Annotated in this window: 14 protein-coding genes and 2 pseudogenes; 4 read left to right on the forward strand and 12 right to left on the reverse strand. The window is 50.8% G+C overall.

Going from position 1 to position 18102, the window contains the following annotated elements; all coding sequences use genetic code 11:
• Positions 1–21: 21 nt before the first annotated feature.
• Genes SERRSCBI_RS17950 through SERRSCBI_RS24300 form a run of 3 tightly spaced genes read right to left on the reverse strand, consistent with a single transcriptional unit; the run spans position 22 to position 1245 of the window.
• On the reverse strand, positions 22–267 hold the full coding sequence (locus SERRSCBI_RS17950; protein WP_042785201.1) for a DUF1158 family protein: 246 nt from the start codon (positions 265–267) through the stop codon (positions 22–24).
• 55 nt (positions 268–322) lie between these two features.
• Complete coding sequence (locus tag SERRSCBI_RS17955) at positions 323–703, reverse strand: putative T6SS immunity periplasmic lipoprotein (RefSeq protein ID WP_049866702.1); 381 nt, start codon at positions 701–703, stop codon at positions 323–325.
• An 8-nt stretch (positions 704–711) separates the two neighbouring features.
• Complete coding sequence (locus SERRSCBI_RS24300; protein WP_071883574.1) at positions 712–1245, reverse strand: type IV secretion protein Rhs; 534 nt, start codon at positions 1243–1245, stop codon at positions 712–714.
• Between the two features lie 272 nt (positions 1246–1517).
• Between SERRSCBI_RS24300 and rluF the strand changes: the two genes are divergently transcribed.
• Entirely contained in the window at positions 1518–2453 is a 936-nt protein-coding gene (gene rluF, locus SERRSCBI_RS17965) for a 23S rRNA pseudouridine(2604) synthase RluF (RefSeq protein ID WP_232230722.1), read from the forward strand.
• A 50-nt stretch (positions 2454–2503) separates the two neighbouring features.
• Here rluF and SERRSCBI_RS17970 read toward each other — a convergent pair whose 3' ends face one another.
• The 4 genes and pseudogenes from SERRSCBI_RS17970 to SERRSCBI_RS17985 all read right to left on the reverse strand — a co-directional run bounded on the left by SERRSCBI_RS17970 (position 2504) and on the right by SERRSCBI_RS17985 (position 7490).
• Positions 2504–2956 (reverse strand): DUF943 family protein, encoded by a 453-nt coding sequence (locus SERRSCBI_RS17970; RefSeq protein WP_042785203.1) that lies wholly within the window; start codon positions 2954–2956, stop codon positions 2504–2506.
• Positions 2949–3752, reverse strand: a complete 804-nt coding sequence (locus SERRSCBI_RS17975) for a DUF3289 family protein (RefSeq protein WP_042785204.1) — start codon at positions 3750–3752, stop codon at positions 2949–2951. The genes SERRSCBI_RS17970 and SERRSCBI_RS17975 overlap by 8 nt, the downstream gene beginning before the upstream one ends.
• A gap of 181 nt (positions 3753–3933) precedes the next feature.
• Positions 3934–6980 (reverse strand): annotated as a pseudogene (locus SERRSCBI_RS17980) (autotransporter domain-containing protein).
• 195 nt (positions 6981–7175) lie between these two features.
• Positions 7176–7490: a hypothetical protein gene (locus SERRSCBI_RS17985; protein ID WP_025303891.1), complete on the reverse strand. Its 315-nt coding sequence runs from the start codon at positions 7488–7490 to the stop codon at positions 7176–7178.
• Positions 7491–7665: 175 nt separating this feature from the next.
• On the opposite strand from SERRSCBI_RS17985, the gene SERRSCBI_RS17990 reads away from it, so the two are divergent.
• Together SERRSCBI_RS17990 and SERRSCBI_RS17995 are read left to right on the forward strand one after the other, a co-directional pair.
• Complete coding sequence (locus tag SERRSCBI_RS17990; RefSeq protein ID WP_042785205.1) at positions 7666–8298, forward strand: response regulator transcription factor; 633 nt, start codon at positions 7666–7668, stop codon at positions 8296–8298.
• Positions 8295–10076, forward strand: coding sequence for a hybrid sensor histidine kinase/response regulator (locus SERRSCBI_RS17995; RefSeq protein ID WP_042785206.1), 1782 nt, complete (start codon positions 8295–8297; stop codon positions 10074–10076). Before SERRSCBI_RS17990 ends, SERRSCBI_RS17995 begins: the two co-directional genes overlap by 4 nt.
• 97 nt (positions 10077–10173) lie before the next feature.
• Here the strand turns inward: SERRSCBI_RS17995 and SERRSCBI_RS24825 are convergent, their stop codons facing one another.
• The 3 genes and pseudogenes from SERRSCBI_RS24825 to SERRSCBI_RS18005 all read right to left on the reverse strand — a co-directional run bounded on the left by SERRSCBI_RS24825 (position 10174) and on the right by SERRSCBI_RS18005 (position 13910).
• Complete coding sequence (locus SERRSCBI_RS24825; protein WP_145957773.1) at positions 10174–10368, reverse strand: hypothetical protein; 195 nt, start codon at positions 10366–10368, stop codon at positions 10174–10176.
• A 158-nt stretch (positions 10369–10526) separates the two neighbouring features.
• Positions 10527–12658: pseudogene (locus SERRSCBI_RS18000) on the reverse strand (peptidase domain-containing ABC transporter).
• Complete coding sequence (locus tag SERRSCBI_RS18005; protein ID WP_033644082.1) at positions 12633–13910, reverse strand: HlyD family secretion protein; 1278 nt, start codon at positions 13908–13910, stop codon at positions 12633–12635. The pseudogene SERRSCBI_RS18000 and the gene SERRSCBI_RS18005 overlap by 26 nt, the downstream one beginning before the upstream one ends.
• 320 nt (positions 13911–14230) lie before the next feature.
• Here SERRSCBI_RS18005 and SERRSCBI_RS18010 point away from each other — a divergent pair, with 320 nt between their 5' ends.
• The gene (locus SERRSCBI_RS18010; RefSeq protein WP_079007635.1) at positions 14231–14548 is read left to right on the forward strand and encodes a hypothetical protein; all 318 of its coding nucleotides are present in this window, start codon (positions 14231–14233) and stop codon (positions 14546–14548) included.
• Positions 14549–14625: 77 nt separating this feature from the next.
• Here SERRSCBI_RS18010 and SERRSCBI_RS18015 read toward each other — a convergent pair whose 3' ends face one another.
• Together SERRSCBI_RS18015 and SERRSCBI_RS18020 are read right to left on the reverse strand one after the other, a co-directional pair.
• Positions 14626–16251: a cholesterol oxidase substrate-binding domain-containing protein gene (locus tag SERRSCBI_RS18015; RefSeq protein ID WP_042785207.1), complete on the reverse strand. Its 1626-nt coding sequence runs from the start codon at positions 16249–16251 to the stop codon at positions 14626–14628.
• Between the two features lie 128 nt (positions 16252–16379).
• Complete coding sequence (locus SERRSCBI_RS18020; protein ID WP_033644341.1) at positions 16380–17183, reverse strand: helix-turn-helix domain-containing protein; 804 nt, start codon at positions 17181–17183, stop codon at positions 16380–16382.
• Positions 17184–18102 lie beyond the last annotated feature (919 nt).

An 18102-nucleotide genomic window follows, 5' to 3' on the forward strand; every position in this document is an offset into this window, starting at 1 on the left:
TGAGAGTTAATGACGGTGTCCTCAGCTCACCCGTTGAAAGATTAGGCGGATAAAGAACCATTCCAGACATCCAACCAACAGATAAACCGCGCCAAAAACGAGCGCGCCAAACCATTCCGTATCGTTAAAATGAAAAAACTCACTGGCGTCAATCAGCCAAGCGGTTTGATTCTGGTTTAGCCTGGGTACAGGAAAAAGCTTTATTGTCAGCACAGCCAGCCCAACAACAGCCAATACGTTAGCGAGCAACAGGGCAAATTTTTTCATAGCCTTTCATTCTACAACCTAACGCAGCCCAACAAACTGAACCTAAGAACATACGTTAATCGTTAACCCTCAGGTTGCCCCGTTCGTCGGAGACAACCATGAATGCGGCGGTAATCAAATGCGAACCTTCGGGTGTCTGTACATCGTAGGCGACGGAATAGCGCCTCCCTGGCCGAAAAGCATAGTCGAATACCGGCATGCACCTCCCCGGTTCAACAAAAAAAGCGTCATTATCGATATCTTTAATGAGCTTATCGCCTGATTCGCTATAAATCTGAACGAAGCGGATATTATCCCCCGCCTTCATAGAAGAAAGAATGCAGACATGGTTATCTTTGGCAGTGACGACGGCGGGGAAACGCGGAGTAAACTTATCGCCAGGCCCCGGACAGCCGACCAAGAAGCAGGCCGTGAATAGAACCACATATTTTTTCATGCTCCCTCTCATCCCCTAATAATTTTTTGATAAAGTGCATGAATGTCACGCAAACTATCGGTTCCCCTGTACCTACCCACTCGTCCAGGACGTTGATAATAACGCCACGTTTCAATACCATAAACCAACAGCAGCCAGTAATCAGCAAAAATCGAAGCTTGTTGTTCCAGCGAGTAATCAGTAATTTTATTTCTATCAAGACGATAGTTGTACTCAGCCGCCCAACTAAACAACCCACGCATTCTTACCCATTGTCCATGCTGATGTTGCCATACATGCCCCAATTCATGGATGAAAAGATGTTTATCTTCTATCAGAACCCTATTATCAGAAAAATCGTCTTTATAGAGCTCCCTCCATAACCATAACTCACCATTAGGTGCCATGGCATAACTTCTGTTTTGTAAGCCAAACGGGAAATAGCTATCACAGTGTATCCATACACGGCCATATATAATTGAGCTTCCATATATATGGCGAGCCAATTTTATTTCCCCTATGGTCATACGTCGTAATGTCCCTTCTTCGGCCAATGCGTTCATTTATCCCTCCTTGAATTTATCAATATCCTAATACTTTTTTAAAATGAATCTATACATGAACTCTTAAAGAATTGCATTTGGCATAATCCATTTATAACTTGAATGACTTTCAGCGAAATCCCCATCGATTTTCTATAATTAATTAAACGAAAAAAAATATTGCAAATACCTTTGTAGCAACCGTGGTCAGGATACGCTTATCCAGCCCCCCTGCATGATTCGCTTCGCAGCGCCATCCGGGTAATGTATAGTCCGCGTTTTACGGAGATCCCATGCTGACTAACTCATCCATTCGTCTGAACAAATACATTAGCGAGAGCGGTATCTGCTCACGCCGCGACGCCGATCGATACATCGAACAGGGCAACGTTTTCATCAACGGTAAACGCGCCACCGTTGGCGCCCAGGTATTTGCCGGCGATGTGGTGAAGGTTAACGGTCAGCTGATCGAGCCGCGCAATGAAGAAGATCTGGTGCTGATCGCGCTGAACAAACCGGTCGGCATCGTCACCACCACCGAGGACGGCGAGCGCGACAACATCACCGACTTCGTCAACCACAGCAAGCGCATCTTCCCGATCGGCCGCTTGGACAAGGATTCGCAGGGGCTGATCTTTCTGACCAACCACGGTGACCTGGTCAACAAGATCCTGCGCGCCGGCAACAATCACGAGAAAGAGTATCTGGTGACGGTCAACAAACCAGTGACCGACGAGTTTATTCGCGGCATGGGCGCCGGCGTGCCGATGCTTGGCACGGTGACAAAAAAATGCAAGGTGAAGAAAGAAGCGCCGTTCGTGTTCCGCATCACGCTGGTGCAGGGGCTGAACCGCCAGATCCGCCGCATGTGCGAACACTTCGGCTATGAGGTCACCAAGCTGGAACGCACGCGCATCATGAACGTCAGCCTGAAAGGCTTGCCGCTGGGCGAATGGCGCGATCTGACCGATGACGAGCTGATTGAGCTGTTCAAGCTGATTGAAGGCTCTTCGTCCGAGGCTAAACCGACGAAGAAAGCCCCGGCCAAATCTGCCCCGGCGAAAAACCGAGCGCCGGCGGACCGAAAAGCGCCGATAAAACCGCTGCGCCGGCCGGCCGCAAGCGCTTTACCCAGCCAGGACGCAAGAAAAAAGGGCGTTAAACGTCCTTCCCTGCTCAGCCCGCCGTTGCGCGGGCTTGGCGAGGGCGAAACCCTGACCACCACCTAGACGAGTCTGATTGAAAACGAGGAAAAATCAGGGGGTAAGAGTAAGAGTCACTATTTTTTTAACAGCGTGGTCTTACCGTCAGGCTCTTGAGCAAAAGTCTTCCCATCCAGACTGATAAAAATCCTTTTATTAGCATCACCATTAATAATCATCGCTATATCCTTATAGATACATTTGTTCTTGGCATCGCTCTCGGCAAAACAATGATAGTCATCAACACTTCCATCATTGCTACCCGTCGGAGCGGCAACATAGCCATCAAAATTCATTACGGCAACGGTAAAGTGACTCTCGTCTTTGATAATATGATATTTTTCCTGAAGTTTATCTTTATTATCATTCCACCAAGATATTTTACCTTCCGTGGTCAACGGAAGGTATTGAACATAAACAGCAGCACCATCAACCCGCACAACATTAGCCGGCCTGACAAGCACCCAAACCAACCAAAAAGCCGCTACGGCAACCAAAGAAAAGAACGCAACCTTTTTCTTGTTAAGCATAGTTTTCACCTGTCACTATTATCTTCGCGCCAAAGTTGGTGAAAAAGGGTCTAAACGCGAACTCTTTATACCTTTGAAGTACAAACCAAATCCTGAAAAAACCAATAGAATTAAACTTTAACTTGCTAATATCTTCTTTATCCAATCCAAAATGATCCTGAGCTTTATAGCTAATCACGGCAGTATATCTATTACCTTGAAAAACCAAAGAATCAACACTGATCTCTGTACTGTTGACCTCATGCACACTGACTCCCATTCCATTTATGCAGTCTTCCCAGCGAACATATTTTGGCAAACGGCTCTGTGATAACTGAAGAGCAAATGCCTCTTTATTCAGCCGATATGAGTTAAAGTCAAAGGTGTCGAGAACACTTTTAATTCGAATTAGCGTACTATTTTCTGATTTATCGCTCAGTATCAGCCTTTTATAGGCTAAATCCATTTGAACATCTTGAAAGTCAGTTCCGTTATTGCACTGCATATGATTGAAAAGCTTAACTATCAAGCCTTGATAAACGCCAGTAAAAGAAAAGTATCTCGATGCAGCTCTCAGCTCATCAAAAAGCATGGCAACCGCCTTTTCTTTTCCTGCTGCCGGAATATTTCGCGTTGCCGGATGATCATAGGGCGATTTATAAGTACTCCAATCGATAAACGTTGATACTTGCCCCAAGCGATACCGTTGCTTAAGTGTACGTTCATCCATATCGCCATATTGCATATCATCCGCAAAACGGTCGTTAAAAGGCTTCTTGCTGGTGAAAATCGTTAACGGCCTTGTCAATTCACGCATTGGAAAATCAGTCCCTTGCCCATACCAATAAGAGCATTAATCATACAGGCAATCCCGCCCTGCTCATATCGGGAAATGTCTTAGCGCCCCCTTACTCAGGCTCACGGGAAACTTAATGCCCACCATAAAAAAGGCCCGCATCAAGCGGGCCTGCAAGTACCAGAGAAGTCTAGAGGAAAAATCAGAACGACCAGCGCAGGTTGGCGTTGACCGAATTGACGCGGGTATCGGCGCCGAATTGCCCCTGATAGCCGACATCCAACGTCGCAGCGCGCGACAGCTTCACGCTCACGCCGATATCGCCCACCATCACGTTGTCATCCACGGCCTGGCCCTGAGTGACGAACGCGTCGCTGCCGGCAAACGCCATGCGCGATGAGGTGTTCTTATCGCCGTAGGCATGTTGCCAGCCGAGCGAGCCGTAAAGGCTGACGTTCTTCGGCAGTTCAGTCACGCCGCGCACCCCGAGCGTGGAGTAGAAGGTGTCCATCGTTTCATTGCGCACGCTCAGCGCCGCCGCGCCACCCGACTCCTGGAAGCTGTCGGTATGCAGGCGGATGTAGCTCAGGTTGATGAACGGTTCGACGTTCATCTCCGGCTGGCCGAAACGGTAACCCGCTTCGGTGAATGCCAGCAGCGAGTTCGCGTCATAATCCGACTTCAGCCGATCCGAGAAGCCGCTGAAATCGACGTTGCGCTTGCCTTCAATCTTGTGCCAGGTGTAACCCAGCGCGCCGCGCAGCGAGAACGCATCCTGTTGCCCGGCCGCATACAGGCCGAGGTGGTAGTTGTCGGTATCGGCCTTGGAGCGGCGGCTGTCGACGTCATAATCGCCGCGGCTGTAACCGAAGTAACCGCCGATGCGCACGTTATGGTCCGCCAGCTTGCGATCCGCCCCCAACAGGAAGCCGGTGGTGTTGCCATCCAGCTTGCCCACGTTGCCGTTGCCGCTGTTCCTGCCCCAGGAACTGAAGGTCTGGCCCCAGACGCCGCTGTTTTGCGCCTGCGCCGGTTGCACCAGCGACATCGCCAACGGCGGTACCGGCAGACTGTCATTGTCGAACAGGCGCAGCATGCGCTGGTTCAGCACGTTGAACAGCTGGGTGCTGCCGGCGATCAGGTTAGACTGCATCGACGGATAGACTTCGCCGGACAGCTGATTGAACGCCTCGCGCGCTTCCGGCGCGCTCAGCAGCAGCAGCGAGTTGTACAGCGCCAGTGAAGGACCGCGCTGCGCCAGCGTGGAGAGCGCGCCGGCGATATTCCACTGGTTGCCGCTCTCGGCCACCGTTTGGAAAATGCCCGGCTTGCCGCTGCCTGGATTCTCGCCCCCCGGATTTTCCCCGCCAGGGTTTTCTCCGCCCGGATTCTCGCCCCCTGGATTCTCACCGCCAGGGTTTTCTCCGCCCGGATTCTCACCACCTGGATTTTCCCCACCCGGGTTCTCGCCGCCTGGGTTTTCACCGCCGGTGTCTTTCTGCGCGATAGTCAGATCCACGGCGTTGGCGCTGTGCTTCAACGCCACATCGAGGAAGGCGGACTTGGAGACCGCCGACGCGAACTGGCCGTCAATGCCGCCGTCCGAGGTCAGAATGCGGTAGCTTTGGCCGGTTTTATAGCTGGTTTGCGGATCCAGCGCCGTAACCTGCACCTTGGCCCGATCGCTGATGGTGGTTTTGCCCGCCACCAGCAGTTGATCGCTGCGGCCGTCGCCGGCGATATCGACGTCATAGAAGGATTCGCCGATAAAGTTCAGGTAGCGTTTCAGCGTCAGCGTGCCGATATTGCCGTCGCCGGGCGAGATATGGCCGCCGGACTGGATCTCGGTCTGGCCCAGCGTGCCGTTGCCGCCCAGCGTGCCGCCGGCCTTGATCGACGCGGCGCTGCTGTAGCCCAGCCCGTTATTGACGTCGGTGCCCGCTGTCGCGTTAAGGATCAGCGTGCCTCCGTTCTCGGCGCCGAGGGTTTGGATCTCGAAGATGTCGTCTTCTTTCTGGGTATTGATGTCGCTGGCGATGATGAGCTTGCCGCCGCGCGCGGTGACGTTCGCCTGCAGCTCAGAGAGATCGCCGTTCAGCGTCGTGTGCCCGGCGCTGTTGATCACCTCGCCTTCGCCGCTCATCTTGTTGCTGAAAACGTAATTGCCGTCGGTATGGTTAAAGTACACATAGCTGCGGAACAATCCGCCTCGCAGGGCGATCGCCGTCTGGGCATCGATGGCACCAGCGGCGCCCGCCGCGCCGAGCGTCGGTTCGGTCAACCCGGTGCCAGTGTCCATATTGCCGCGGCTGCCGATAATCAGCGCGCCGCGGTTCGAGCCGGAACCGGTCTTGCCCAGCACCACTTCGTTGCCGCCGGCGGAGAATGTCCCGCCGTCCATGACCGCCAACACGCCATTGCCGTAATCGCCGACGTTGACGCTGCTGCCGCTGGTAAACCGTGAGCCGTTGCCGGCGATCGTCAGCTCGGCGGTTTTACGCGCGCCCGAGACGCCCGCCACCTGAATATTACCGACGTTGACCGCAGCGCCGTTCAGCACGTCCAGATCGCCGTAGAGCGTGAGCGCACGGCCGACGTTCCACTGGGAATTGGCCCCCTTGACCGTGGCTTTCGGGCTCAGCGTATCGGTCTCACCCGGCCCGCTGCCATTGCCGATGCGTGCGTCAAAGGCGGTGTTCAGCACCGCGCCGTCTTCAATCGCCAGCGTGGAACGTGCCCCCAGATCGGTGCCGACGCTGAGAAAATTGCTGGTAACGCGAGAACCGGCGCCGGTGGCGATAAGGTGGCTGTCATAGCCACGGGTGGTGCCGACCACGATCTCTTTCGCGCTGGCCAGCGCACCGTCTTCAACCCGCAAAGTGCCCCGCCCCAGATTGAGGCCGCCGCGCAGCACGAACTGATCGTTCACCGCATTCAGCTCGGCGTTCGGCCCGCGGACCGTGACTACGCTGTCATGAATTTGGCCGTTGAACATCCGGCCGATATTGATGTTATAGGCGCTGATCTTGCCATTCTCGATCAGCAGGTTGCCGCTTTGGTTACGGCCGACGTAAACGTCCCGGTGTAGGCCAATGATTCGGTAATTTTTGAGTCGCCGTCAAAAATGGCATCGTCTGCGCGAGCGATATCGGCGGGCGCCAGCATCAACAGCGGCGCGGAAAATAGAGCGAGATAAAGTTTGGAAAGCGGTGTTTTAACCGCTAAAGAATGCGATGTCGTGTCATTCACGGGCTATCTCCGTACTCGTTAGCGTGATGTCGCGGAATGTATTGTTATAAGAAAACTCAATGCGCTAGAGGAGGTATGAGGCGTTATTCCGCGCACGCAGGTTTATTGATCGTCGAAGCAAAAGCTTATTGCCCCCCGGCGCTGGCGCTCCGACGATGGAAAACCAGGAAGCGGCAATACCGCCTCCAAAGCGAATTATTTATGGGTGACTACCGGTGTACAGGTTGGCGCGCTCAGCGACGGCGAGGAGCCTAAAATTCCCGGCATCATCAGCGATGAACAATCGAAAATTCGGCCTTTTTCCGTGGTGGCGCGATAAGAAAGTTTTTGGCCGCCCAGCGCATCCGGCTGCGCGCCATTGACATTGGTCACGGTAATTTCGTCCGATGAACCCAGGCCCAGCATTTTAGCGGTTTCCGCCTGCAGCAGCGGAATGGCCTGATCGGTTTTCAGGGTGGAACAACCGGCTATCATCATCGTAACGGTTAAAGCGATAAGTGGTTTCTTCATAAATTATCCTTTATAACCAATCAGTTAAAATTACCGATTGGCTTTATGTTTTCTCTTATCCAAATCCTCGAATAATATATTTCCCTTTCCTAAACGAAAAAACCCTCCTAAAGTAGGGAGGGTTGATAATAACTCATCAGACCTATCTGATATTTGAAGGCGAAAGGAGAATCCTTTGGGGCAGGATTATGCGTTGGTCGTTGATGACCATCCATTGGTAGCAAGCGGCATCGCTAATTTTCTCAGTACGCATTGCCGATTCAAACAGGCGCATGTGGTGACCACAGAAGAGAATTGCTACCGTCATATTAGGGAAAACGGCCCGCCGCGTTTACTGGTGATCGATTTTTGGCTCTCTTCCGGTACGGCGTTGAAATTACTCAAAGAAGTAAGGCAACTTTATCCTCAGGTGCGGATCTTGGTGGTTAGCGGCGACGAGAATAACGATATCTGGCAGAAAGTGCACACTGCCGGCGGGCATGGATTTGTATTAAAAAACGAACCTCCTGAATTATTCGCCAAGGCGGTCTTTGCACTGAATGATAATCAGGAATGGTTTCCTGACGGGAATGAGCTCGCCGTTAAAAGCAACCACGAGCATTTAAAAAAATTTAATTTAACCCCGCGACAAATTGACGTATTAAATATGATGATGCGCGGCCTACCCAATAAAAGGATCGCCGCGCAGCTGTCTATTTCCGAACCCACCGTCAAAGAACACATCAGCAATATTTTGAAAAAGATCGGCGTCAACAGCCGAGTGGAAGCCATTACGCTGTTGCACGGCAAACGGGAGCCGTCGCAATGAGGTTTTTCCAGAATTTACAAAATGATGGCATCTCACCACGCGCGCAGATCCGCCTGCTGGACAACACCTTCATGCGATTGGTGTTCAGCTTTACCGCCGTACCTTTCGTCGGCATCCCTTTCGCCATCTGGATTTATTTGCTGGGGGATGAACTTGGCCCAACCATTGCCTGGATCATGGTTTACCTGCTATGCGCCGTGGCGATCAGAATATGGCATCGGCGCTACCTGCGCGAGGCCAAAGAAAATGATGAAGACACCGTGCTGCGCCGCTGGCTGCCGCGCATTAATAAGGTGGCCTTTATTCACGGGCTGGGGATCTCCTCACTCTATTTAATTACCCCGCAGACCCATAACTTTGATTTTTTCCTGCTGCTCAATATCAGCATCGCCGCGATCGTCGCCGCCAACGCAACGCATCTGACGCCCGTCATCAGCACCTTTACGCGTTTTTTCTTCGCCTCCTGGGGGCTGCTGAACCTCGGCATCATCTGGCGGCTGGAAGACGTGATGTTCATCGTGCTGATGCTGAACTTGCTGTACGGTTTCGCCATTTATCGCCACGCGTTAACCTCACATGCGTTCTTTATTCAGCAAGCGCTGCTCGAAGAGCAAAGTTCGCGCCTGGCGGAACAGTTCCGCCAGGCCAAAGAAGAGGCGGAACAGGCGCTGTTGGACAAGAACCAGTTCCTGACCACCGCCAGCCACGATCTGCGCCAACCGGTGCACGCCATGGGTTTTCTGATCGAAGCCATCATCCACAAAAACCGGGACGACAGCCTGACGCCGCAGCTGCTGGATCTGCAGCAGAGCGTGCGCTCGGTGCATCTGATGTTCAATTCGCTGCTTGATCTCAGCAAGATCGAATCCGGCAACGTGCGCACCGCCGCCACCCATGTGGATATCGGCGCCCTGCTCGACTCAGTGATCACCCTGTTCCGGGAAGAGGCCAACAGCCGCTCGCTGGCGCTGCGCACCTGGCGACCCAAGCGGCGCATCAGCGTGATGGGCGATCCGCTGCTGGTGCGGCAATCGCTGATCAATTTGATCCAAAACGCCCTGCGCTACACGCAACGGGGCGGCGTACTGATCGCCATCCGCCCGCGCGGCGCCGAGTGCCTGGTGGAAGTGTGGGATACCGGCGTAGGCATCGCCGACGAAGAGAAAAGCAAAATCTTCTCCCCTTACTACCGTCCCGAGCTGGCGTGGAAGATAGACAGCGCCGGGCACGGGCTGGGGTTGGCAGTGGTAGCGCGCTGCGCCAAGCTGATGAAGGTGAAGTACGGCATGCACTCCGTCGAAGGCAAAGGCTCGCGCTTCTGGATGCGCTTTGCGCAATACCTCGGCGAAGACAAAGCGCCGGAGATCGCTGCGACGTACGACAACACCGCCACGCCCACCCGCTACGCGCCGCTGCGGGGATCCTGCCTGGTGGTGGACGACGATCCTTTGGTGACCTCCGCCTGGGAAAGCCTGATGAGCACCTGGGGCATCACCGTGCGCTGCGCGGCCTCCGCCGAGGAAGCCTTCGCCATCGTCGACGACGGCTTTACGCCGTTCGCCGTGCTGTGCGATCAACGCCTGCGCTCCGGCGAAAGCGGTTTCGACATCCTCAAAGCGTTGTTCGAACGCCTGCCGGACGTGAGCGGCGCCATGGTCAGCGGCGAGTTCAATTCGCAAGTTCTGCAAGAGGCCGAGCAGGAAGGCTATCTGGTGCTGCGCAAGCCGCTGGAACCGGCCAGGCTGCATGCGCTGTTGACGCAGTGGGGGGCAAGTTAACTACACAGATGGCGCAGGTTATCCGCCAGCAATAAGGCAGGCTCAATGAATAAAACATTAAGCCTGCCGCATTTTACGTGGCGTTATCTAAATACGATTAATCGCATTTAGGCGGTTCTGGTTTGCAGACCGGCGGCTCAGGTTTACATACCGGCGGTTTTGGCGTGCAACCGCCCCAGGCATTATTCCACGCGTTTCCCCAGCTGTTAATCACTTTGCCGATAATAGCCAGACCCAGGCCAATCGTTGCGCCGTTCACCTGCTGAACTTCTGTTGAATTTAATTCTCTCATTTTTCATCTCCATTCACTAAAAAGAATCAATTTAAAATACTGCTTTTTATGAACCGTCGGTTCACGCTTTAGGTATAAGGCGCTCGATAAATTAACTCAATAACGAAAATCTTAATTAAAGATGAAATAAATATAAAATTTTATATTTCATCAAAAAATTACGCCATTGCATTCACAGGCTGCAAAGTAATTACCCGATCTGCCGATGCAATCGTCGATGGCCGATGAGCAATGATAACGCGGGTCATTTTCAACGAGGATATGGCTTCGTTCACCCTTTTTTCATTGTCCAGATCCAAATGACTGGTGGCTTCGTCCATAAACAGAATACTGGGCCTTCGATATAACGCGCGGGCGATAAGAACCCGCTGTTTTTGCCCGCCGGAAAGGCTACCCCCAATTCGCCCACCAACGTTTCATATCCCATCGGCATTTTCATAATATCGTCGTGAATATTGCAATGCTTGGCGCATTCAACGATAAATTCCGTATCGGGATGAGCATCAAAACTGCATATGTTCTCGGCAATTGAACCGGCAAGCAGTTTATCTTCTTGCAATACACATGCGATGCACTCCCGATAATTATTAATGCCGATATCATGAATGTTAATGCCGTTGATAAACAAGCGCCCTTCCGTCGGTTCCAACAGCCCGCACATCAGCTTCATCAACGTGGTTTTGCCAACGCCTGAAGGCCCGACGATCGCCACGCTTTCTCCCGCCGCGATCTGCAGGCTGAGCCCGGGGATCACTGGGCGCGAAAGGCTGTCATATTGATAAAGCAGATCGCGCACTTCAAAAGTCACCGCCTCGTTGGGATTGCATATCTTTCGATAGGGCTTTTCTTCCTCTGTCGTAGAAAGCACGATGTCCGCCAGCCTTTCATTATGCAAATTCAGCATTCGCAGCCGAATGACCATATCGATAAGATTTGACGCGCGATCGGAGAATTGCCCCCGATAGGCATTAAAGGCGACAAACATGCCTAATGTCATTTGACTGTCGATCACTAAAGACGCGCCCAACCACAAGATAACGATTTGATCGCAGGCCGCAAGAAACGCATTCACGCCGCCAAAGAACATATCGAGCTTCGTTACCCGAATATTGGCGTTTGCCGTATCGATATTTAAATTTAACCAGAACTGCGAACGCGTTCCCGCCAACCCCAACGACTTCAGCGTCGCGATGCTGTACAGCGTCTCCATAAAATGTGAGCTGGCTTTCGCCGACTTCACCAATTGCTCCTCGGACGCTTGCCGATAATAGCGATAGGTCGAAAGGCGCAGTAGAACATATAAGACCGTAAAGCCGGAGGCTACCCACACCAGCCAGCCACCGTACATGAACATCATGATAAATACGCCGACCGACATGATGCCATCAATGATGCTGGAAACGATACTGGTGGTAAACGTGGTGCGAATGGCGTCCAACGAGCCAAAGCGCGATTGAATATCACCCAGCTTGCGCTTTTCAAAATAGGCAAGCGGGAGCTTCATCAGATGATCAAACAGCCCTGATTTCCACTGTATATCGATCAGCGCGCCCATCACGATGGAGATCCACGAGCGAAACATCGAAACGCAGGTGCGGAACAAGATAAAAAACAGTAAACCGACGCAAATAATGACCAATAAATTATGGTCGCCGGCCTGGATGACGTGGTCCATCACCAACTGAGTCCCGACGGGCATCAGCAGGTTGACGGCCTCAATGACCAGCGACAGCGCGAAAATTTTTACCAGCGCGCTTTTAAGACCGGTGACATTGCTGAGCAGTTTTCTAAAGTGCAGGCGATTTTTCTGCACCACAGGCGTGAATTCACTGCTTGGCCATACCTCTAAAGCGATTCCGGTAAAATGCAGGGAAAACTCCTGCAGGCCGATAACCCGGCGGCCAAATGCCGGATCGTGCAGGGTTATCCGCCCACCGCGAATGTTGACCAGGACCACAAAGTGATTCATATCCCAGTGCAATATGCAGGGCCTTTTCACCTGGTGAATCTCATCCAGGCTCAAGGATAAGGCCCGCGTTTTCAAATTGAGATTCTCGGCGATCGCGATCAGCGAGCTCAGGGTGGCGCCGCGGGCCGAGATATCAAACTTCTGACGCATCGACAGCATATCGATGTGCATGCCGTAATAGCCGCACACCATCGCTAAACTGGCCAGCCCGCATTCGGCGGCCTCCGTTTGCAAGACCTGCGGCACTTTTCTTCTGAGCGACAGGTTCAGCTTGCCAACGATATTCTCATAAACTTTATTCACGAAGTGGCCCCGACACACTGTTTTTCATGTCATAAAATGGCGCGAACATCCATTGGTAGATGGGTCTTTTCTCCAGGAAAAGCGTGGCTTGCGCCTTCATGCCGCTTGAAAGGTTCAGCTTCTTTCCCTGATAGCCGAACTGCGTGTTATCGATAGCCACCAGCACTTTGTAGTACGACTCAACCAGTTCAGCCGATTGTCGAGTTGGCGAACTGCTGTAAGTGGACATTTCCTGAATTGATGCGGGAACATAAGCGATGCTTTCGATCACGCCGGGAAACTGACCAAATTTTTCATACGGGAAGGCGTCATAGCGAACGTTGATGTGATCGCCTCGGCTCACGTAAGGCACGCTGCTGTTGGGCAACCATAAAACCAAATAATAGATGGCATGATTACTGGGGATTAATTGCGCCAGGCTGTCTCCCGTATTGACCATTTGCCCAGGCGTCACGCTGAGTGATTCAACGCGCCCGTCCGCTGGCGCATTGACAATCAACGAGCCGCTGGCGTCCGCTTCGGCCAGCTGCCGCAGGAGATCATTGCGCTGAAATTGATATTGTGAGATTTGATTATCGAAATCGGACGCTCTTGTCGCGAGATCGCTATTCAGGTTAGTTATCTGCAAAGACTCTTGAATGCTTTGGTTATAGAGACTGTGGAACGTACTCTGCTGCTGATAGTAGAGGTAAACCTGGTTATTCAGCTGATCCCGATTAATGAGCCCCTTACTGCGATACTCATCGTAATTTTTCATGGTTTCGCGCATGAAGTTAACACCGTTGCGTGAATTCTCGACCATCTGTTTGGACTGGCTGTGCGCCAGTTTATATTGGTCAATCTGCGCTTGCAGATTGACCAGGGTCGTTTTCTTGTTCGCCTCCAATTTGGCGATGATGCTATCGACCTGCGCCAGTTGATTTTCTATCGCCTGCCGCGTGCTTGCGCTGACGGTGCCGGAATCCGTCACCCTGCTGACGTCTATCTGATAAAGATGCTGCCCTTTTTTTACCTGATCGCCCACATTGACAAAGCGTTGTGCAATGAATCCCTGCTGAGTAGCAAATATGTTGACCGATCTTGGCAGCGTCGTGACCTCTCCGCCCACGCTGATACGCCGGGTATAACCGCCATAGGTCACGAAAATGATCAGCACAGAAACGAATGAAAGTGAAATGCCCGCGATGACCCAGGCCGGCAACCCTGCAATTAACAATGCTTTTCCTGCCCATTTAGAACGACTGTGCGATAAGGCCTCTTCCCTAAACAAATTCTGACCTCTCCATATATAACGACACCGTTCATTTTTATCTTTTCCCTGGCCCAACACGGCGCTTATTTAGATTTAGTCTTTGTTGGCAAAACCCACAAGTAATAATAATCTTAAAAAAACACAAAACTGCTGAAACGTCACAAAAAGTGCGACCCTAATATTAGCGACGGCGTTATGAGTTGCATATTTCAACGCCGACCTCTTTAATCTAAGCGTATTCTCATCAAGCCGTCATTCACAGAGGCTGCGAGAATTAAGCGGCGAAACGCTTTACGTTTCGTTCCTGAGGTATAGGGATAAAGTTGAAAGGATTTACTATGAAAGAGCTAAATACTGCAGAGATCGAAATCGTTTCTGGTGCGGGGATTATTTCCGATACGGCAAGCTTTGTATCAGGATTTGCCGGCGATGTTATCATTGATACCGTAAAATTGGCCAATGATGCGCTTAATACCCGATTGATCTCTTCCGTAGGCCAAGGGTTCAACGCGATCGGTTTTGGCTTGGGCGCCGTTCATAATGTCGCGGACTCGCTTGGCTATGCGGCATTTAAAAGCGTTGCAGCCGTAGGCTCCCTGCTGGGCGGGGATGCAAGCCGTATCGAATATCATTACGAGAAAGAATGGGGTGCTTGAAAACAAGCGGCTCCCTCTGAAAGGTTAATGATGCTAACCACCTGCCCAATCAGGTGGTTATTTCAATTACGCACTCACTAACTCTTCTGTTTGAAAACCGCTTTGGTCAATGGAGAGGAGAACACGTTGTGCGGATCGTACTTATTCAACACGTTGCAGGCATGATTCCAACTGTCATTGTTCCCTGCCCCTGCATTAAAGCTGCGCGGAATGTTTTCTTCGAGTACGGTTTTATCCTGCCACGCGGCCTGTGACGTATAACCCCAGCCTTTACTCCACTCTACGCGAACCGTCGCATAGTCGCCCGCATAGTGGCTAAAAATCCATTTTTCCATTTCACTGTAGAATTTATTGGCATCCGGCGTATCGGGCATGGTCAGAATATCCAACCAGATCGCGACATCCCATTCCGGATGGGATTCAACGGGGCGAATAGCCGAAAGATCGGGAGCAATGGCATTGGCCACCGCGCTCTCTTTTGCACTGTCCAATCCGGTGACGCGAATTTCAATCGGGCCATTCATCGGAAATGAATTCTTGCGCTGGTAATCGGCCACCATTTCTTCATATTTTTTCGTGAAATCGTGCAATACGTTTTGAATATTGCTCCGCTTCGTGATTATCGCGTAACCATTGGCCGTCACGCGCAGCGTTGTCGGCTTCACATACAACAGCAGATCCTTGCTCCACCCCCACAGATCCGCCGACACGGTGGCCCCTAAACCAATGCTGACCAACTCCATCTGCGCCTTGCCGAGTGTCGGGGTCAGCTCCGGGTGGCCATTATTGATTTTTTTAATGATATCGGAAATTTTAACCGGCAAATTATCCGAGAACGGATAGTTAAATGGACCATTAACCGGTTTTGACACTTTTGGGAAGCTGTCTTCTTGCTTCCACACTTTCAGCCATGGTTTTTCCGTGAACGGGAACCAAATGACTTCAACGCGCCCGCACAGATCCAAGAAATGGCTGAAGGTATTTTTTGTCGTGCTTGCAGTGGAAAAAAGATCCGCCGCGGTGACATTAACATAACTTTGACAGCGTAAACGCCGGTTGCGCGGCACCTGCAGCGTCACTTCGCTGATAAAAGCCCGGCCGACATGCACCAGGAATGCCGAGCTCTCCGCATTATCACGCGTAAACTCCTTTAATTCATACTTCGACCGCGCCTGATCCCAGACGACAGCTTTTAGCGACACCACGCTATTGCTCACGGAACCAAAGCTGGCAAACTCAGCCAGAGGCTCATCTTTTGCCGGGATGCAGGTTCCATGGCCGCCGATGGCGAGCACGCCGCCCAGGGTCAGATCGCCAGGCGCCGGCGTCGCGTAAAAGCCGAGTTTCTTTTTTTCTAATTCAGTGAGCAAAGCCTGCATTGTCACCCCCGTTTGCGCGGTGACGTATCCATGCTCTCCCACTTTATTGATTGAGATGTTTTTGAATTTCCTGGTGAGGTCGATCAGCACGACATTGCTGTTATCCTCCCCGTTTGCAATAACGAGCGGGGACCAGTTGTGCTTGATGCCAACCGGGCGCACGCAATATTTATTCTCATGCGCCCAGTTAATTACGGCCAAGAGCTCATCCGTATTTTGTGGATAGCAGGTCAGAATATGATTGCCGGAGATTTCTTTTGACCAATTAACAAAATTGACATACTCATAGCCCACAGGGAACGTGTTCAAACTAGAACTAGTCATAACTGACTTCCTTTTAAAATTAAAATAGATAGAGATAAAAACGGCAACAGCCCGAGCGCTAATTGATCACCCTGATAAGCACCTCCTTTTCCTTGGGATAATCCCTCTGTTTTACTGCCCGAATAGCGTCAAGACTTGCCAATATAAATCAACACCTTGACGTTAATTTCCGCGTATTGAAAATTCTTTTCTTTATGCAACTCAATTAAAAAGCCGTTTCTTATTCGCACGCCAAGTAAAGGAAGATAGGCGTCATAGATGCTGTCAAAAAAAACCAGGTATTCGTTCAACCTGCCGTTAAACTCGAACAACAAATACTGCCCTCTTATCAACGTCAGATTGCGTGTCTCGTAGTACCCTTTGCTGAGCGTTACTTCCCAACCGGATGAAGCCAACTTTACCGTGCGCATTGACGTATCGGTATTTTTCCCTGTGCGGCTGCCGTATTTCTGTCGTTCCTCTCCTCCAGAGCTGGAAGCATTCATCGAATGATAGAGAAAAAACTTATATCCCTTAAGCAGGTATATGTTCTTGGGCATTTCGATAAAATGATATGCTGACGGATTTTGTATTAAAAAGGGAGGGAGATGTTTGGAAAAGTCCCATTCCTGGCTCGTTCTAAAGTCCTTTGGGCTTTCACCGAAAAAGCGTTGAAAGGCGCGGCTAAAAGCCTGCTGGGAGCTAAAGCCGATAGCAGTAGCCACTTCCAATACTTTTAAATCAGACTGTTTGAGCATGACGGCAGACTTGCTCAGACGCCTATTTCTGATATACGTCGCTATTTTCATTCCCGTATAACGCTGAAACATTCTTTGCAAGTGCCATTTCGAATAACCAGACAAATCCGATAACTTTTCTATCGAGAGATCATGCTGTATATTCATCTCGATCAAATTAACTAGCTCGACCACAATACTATGCTGGTAACTCATAATGACATCCATGCCCTAACAAAACCCACCCTCAGACAACCTGCTCATTGGGCTTTTATCCATTAAAATGAAAAACAAAGCGCTGCCGCAATCATGCAATTAGGATTAGAATGTGAAAAACGATGAACCTTTTATAATTGATTGACAAAGAGATACTTCTTTTTGGGTAGACATCCTCCTTATGACGTTATTGGTATAATTCTTATAAAGCTTTTCCCTGGTGAAGGCTTTTCCTGTCTCTTTCATCTTGACCAATATCCATCCTGACGTTGTGCAACTAAGCAGTCAAAAGAAAGCATATCCTGGCATCCGTTGATAAATCGTTTGCCTCCCTCTCGGCGGTGCATTTTAATACCCTTACATTTAGAGTAGCCTATGTAGATAGCTTAGAAAATATCAAATGCCAGATAATTACATAGTTCGCACTTTATGTTACGACAATAATTAAAAGATAAGAAAAATCATATAATTAGAATTTCAACTCCAAGCAATGAATGCCGATAAAACGTAGATCTCGTCCTTGAGAAGGGTTATTAAAAACAATGAAACCGCTGATTTCCCCAATAAAAACAGAAAGAAAGATTTATAAAATAAGAAATAGACTAATTCACTGCATCCTTCTGATATATTTATTCGTCAGACCAAGTCTTTCAGAAAAATCCCATAAAATGGCGCACGGAGTCCTTTAATTTTCGCAGAGGATTAATTAGCTACGCTATCGCCCGATGCCGATGAGTCGACGCGCCTCAATACGGCAATTCATTTTAATGCCGCGGCCCGGCGGATACGGTGAATAAAGCCCCGTTATCCGACGACATCATCGCACCGGCGAAGTGCGCGTGGTTGCAGAATACCGTTCTGCGGATAGGCGCAAAGCCGAGATGGAAAACGCCGCGTCTCAGGAAATGAGCCGTAAGCA

This window comes from Serratia sp. SCBI, from assembly GCF_000747565.1.
In the GTDB taxonomy this organism is placed as follows: Bacteria; Pseudomonadota; Gammaproteobacteria; order Enterobacterales; family Enterobacteriaceae; genus Serratia; species Serratia ureilytica.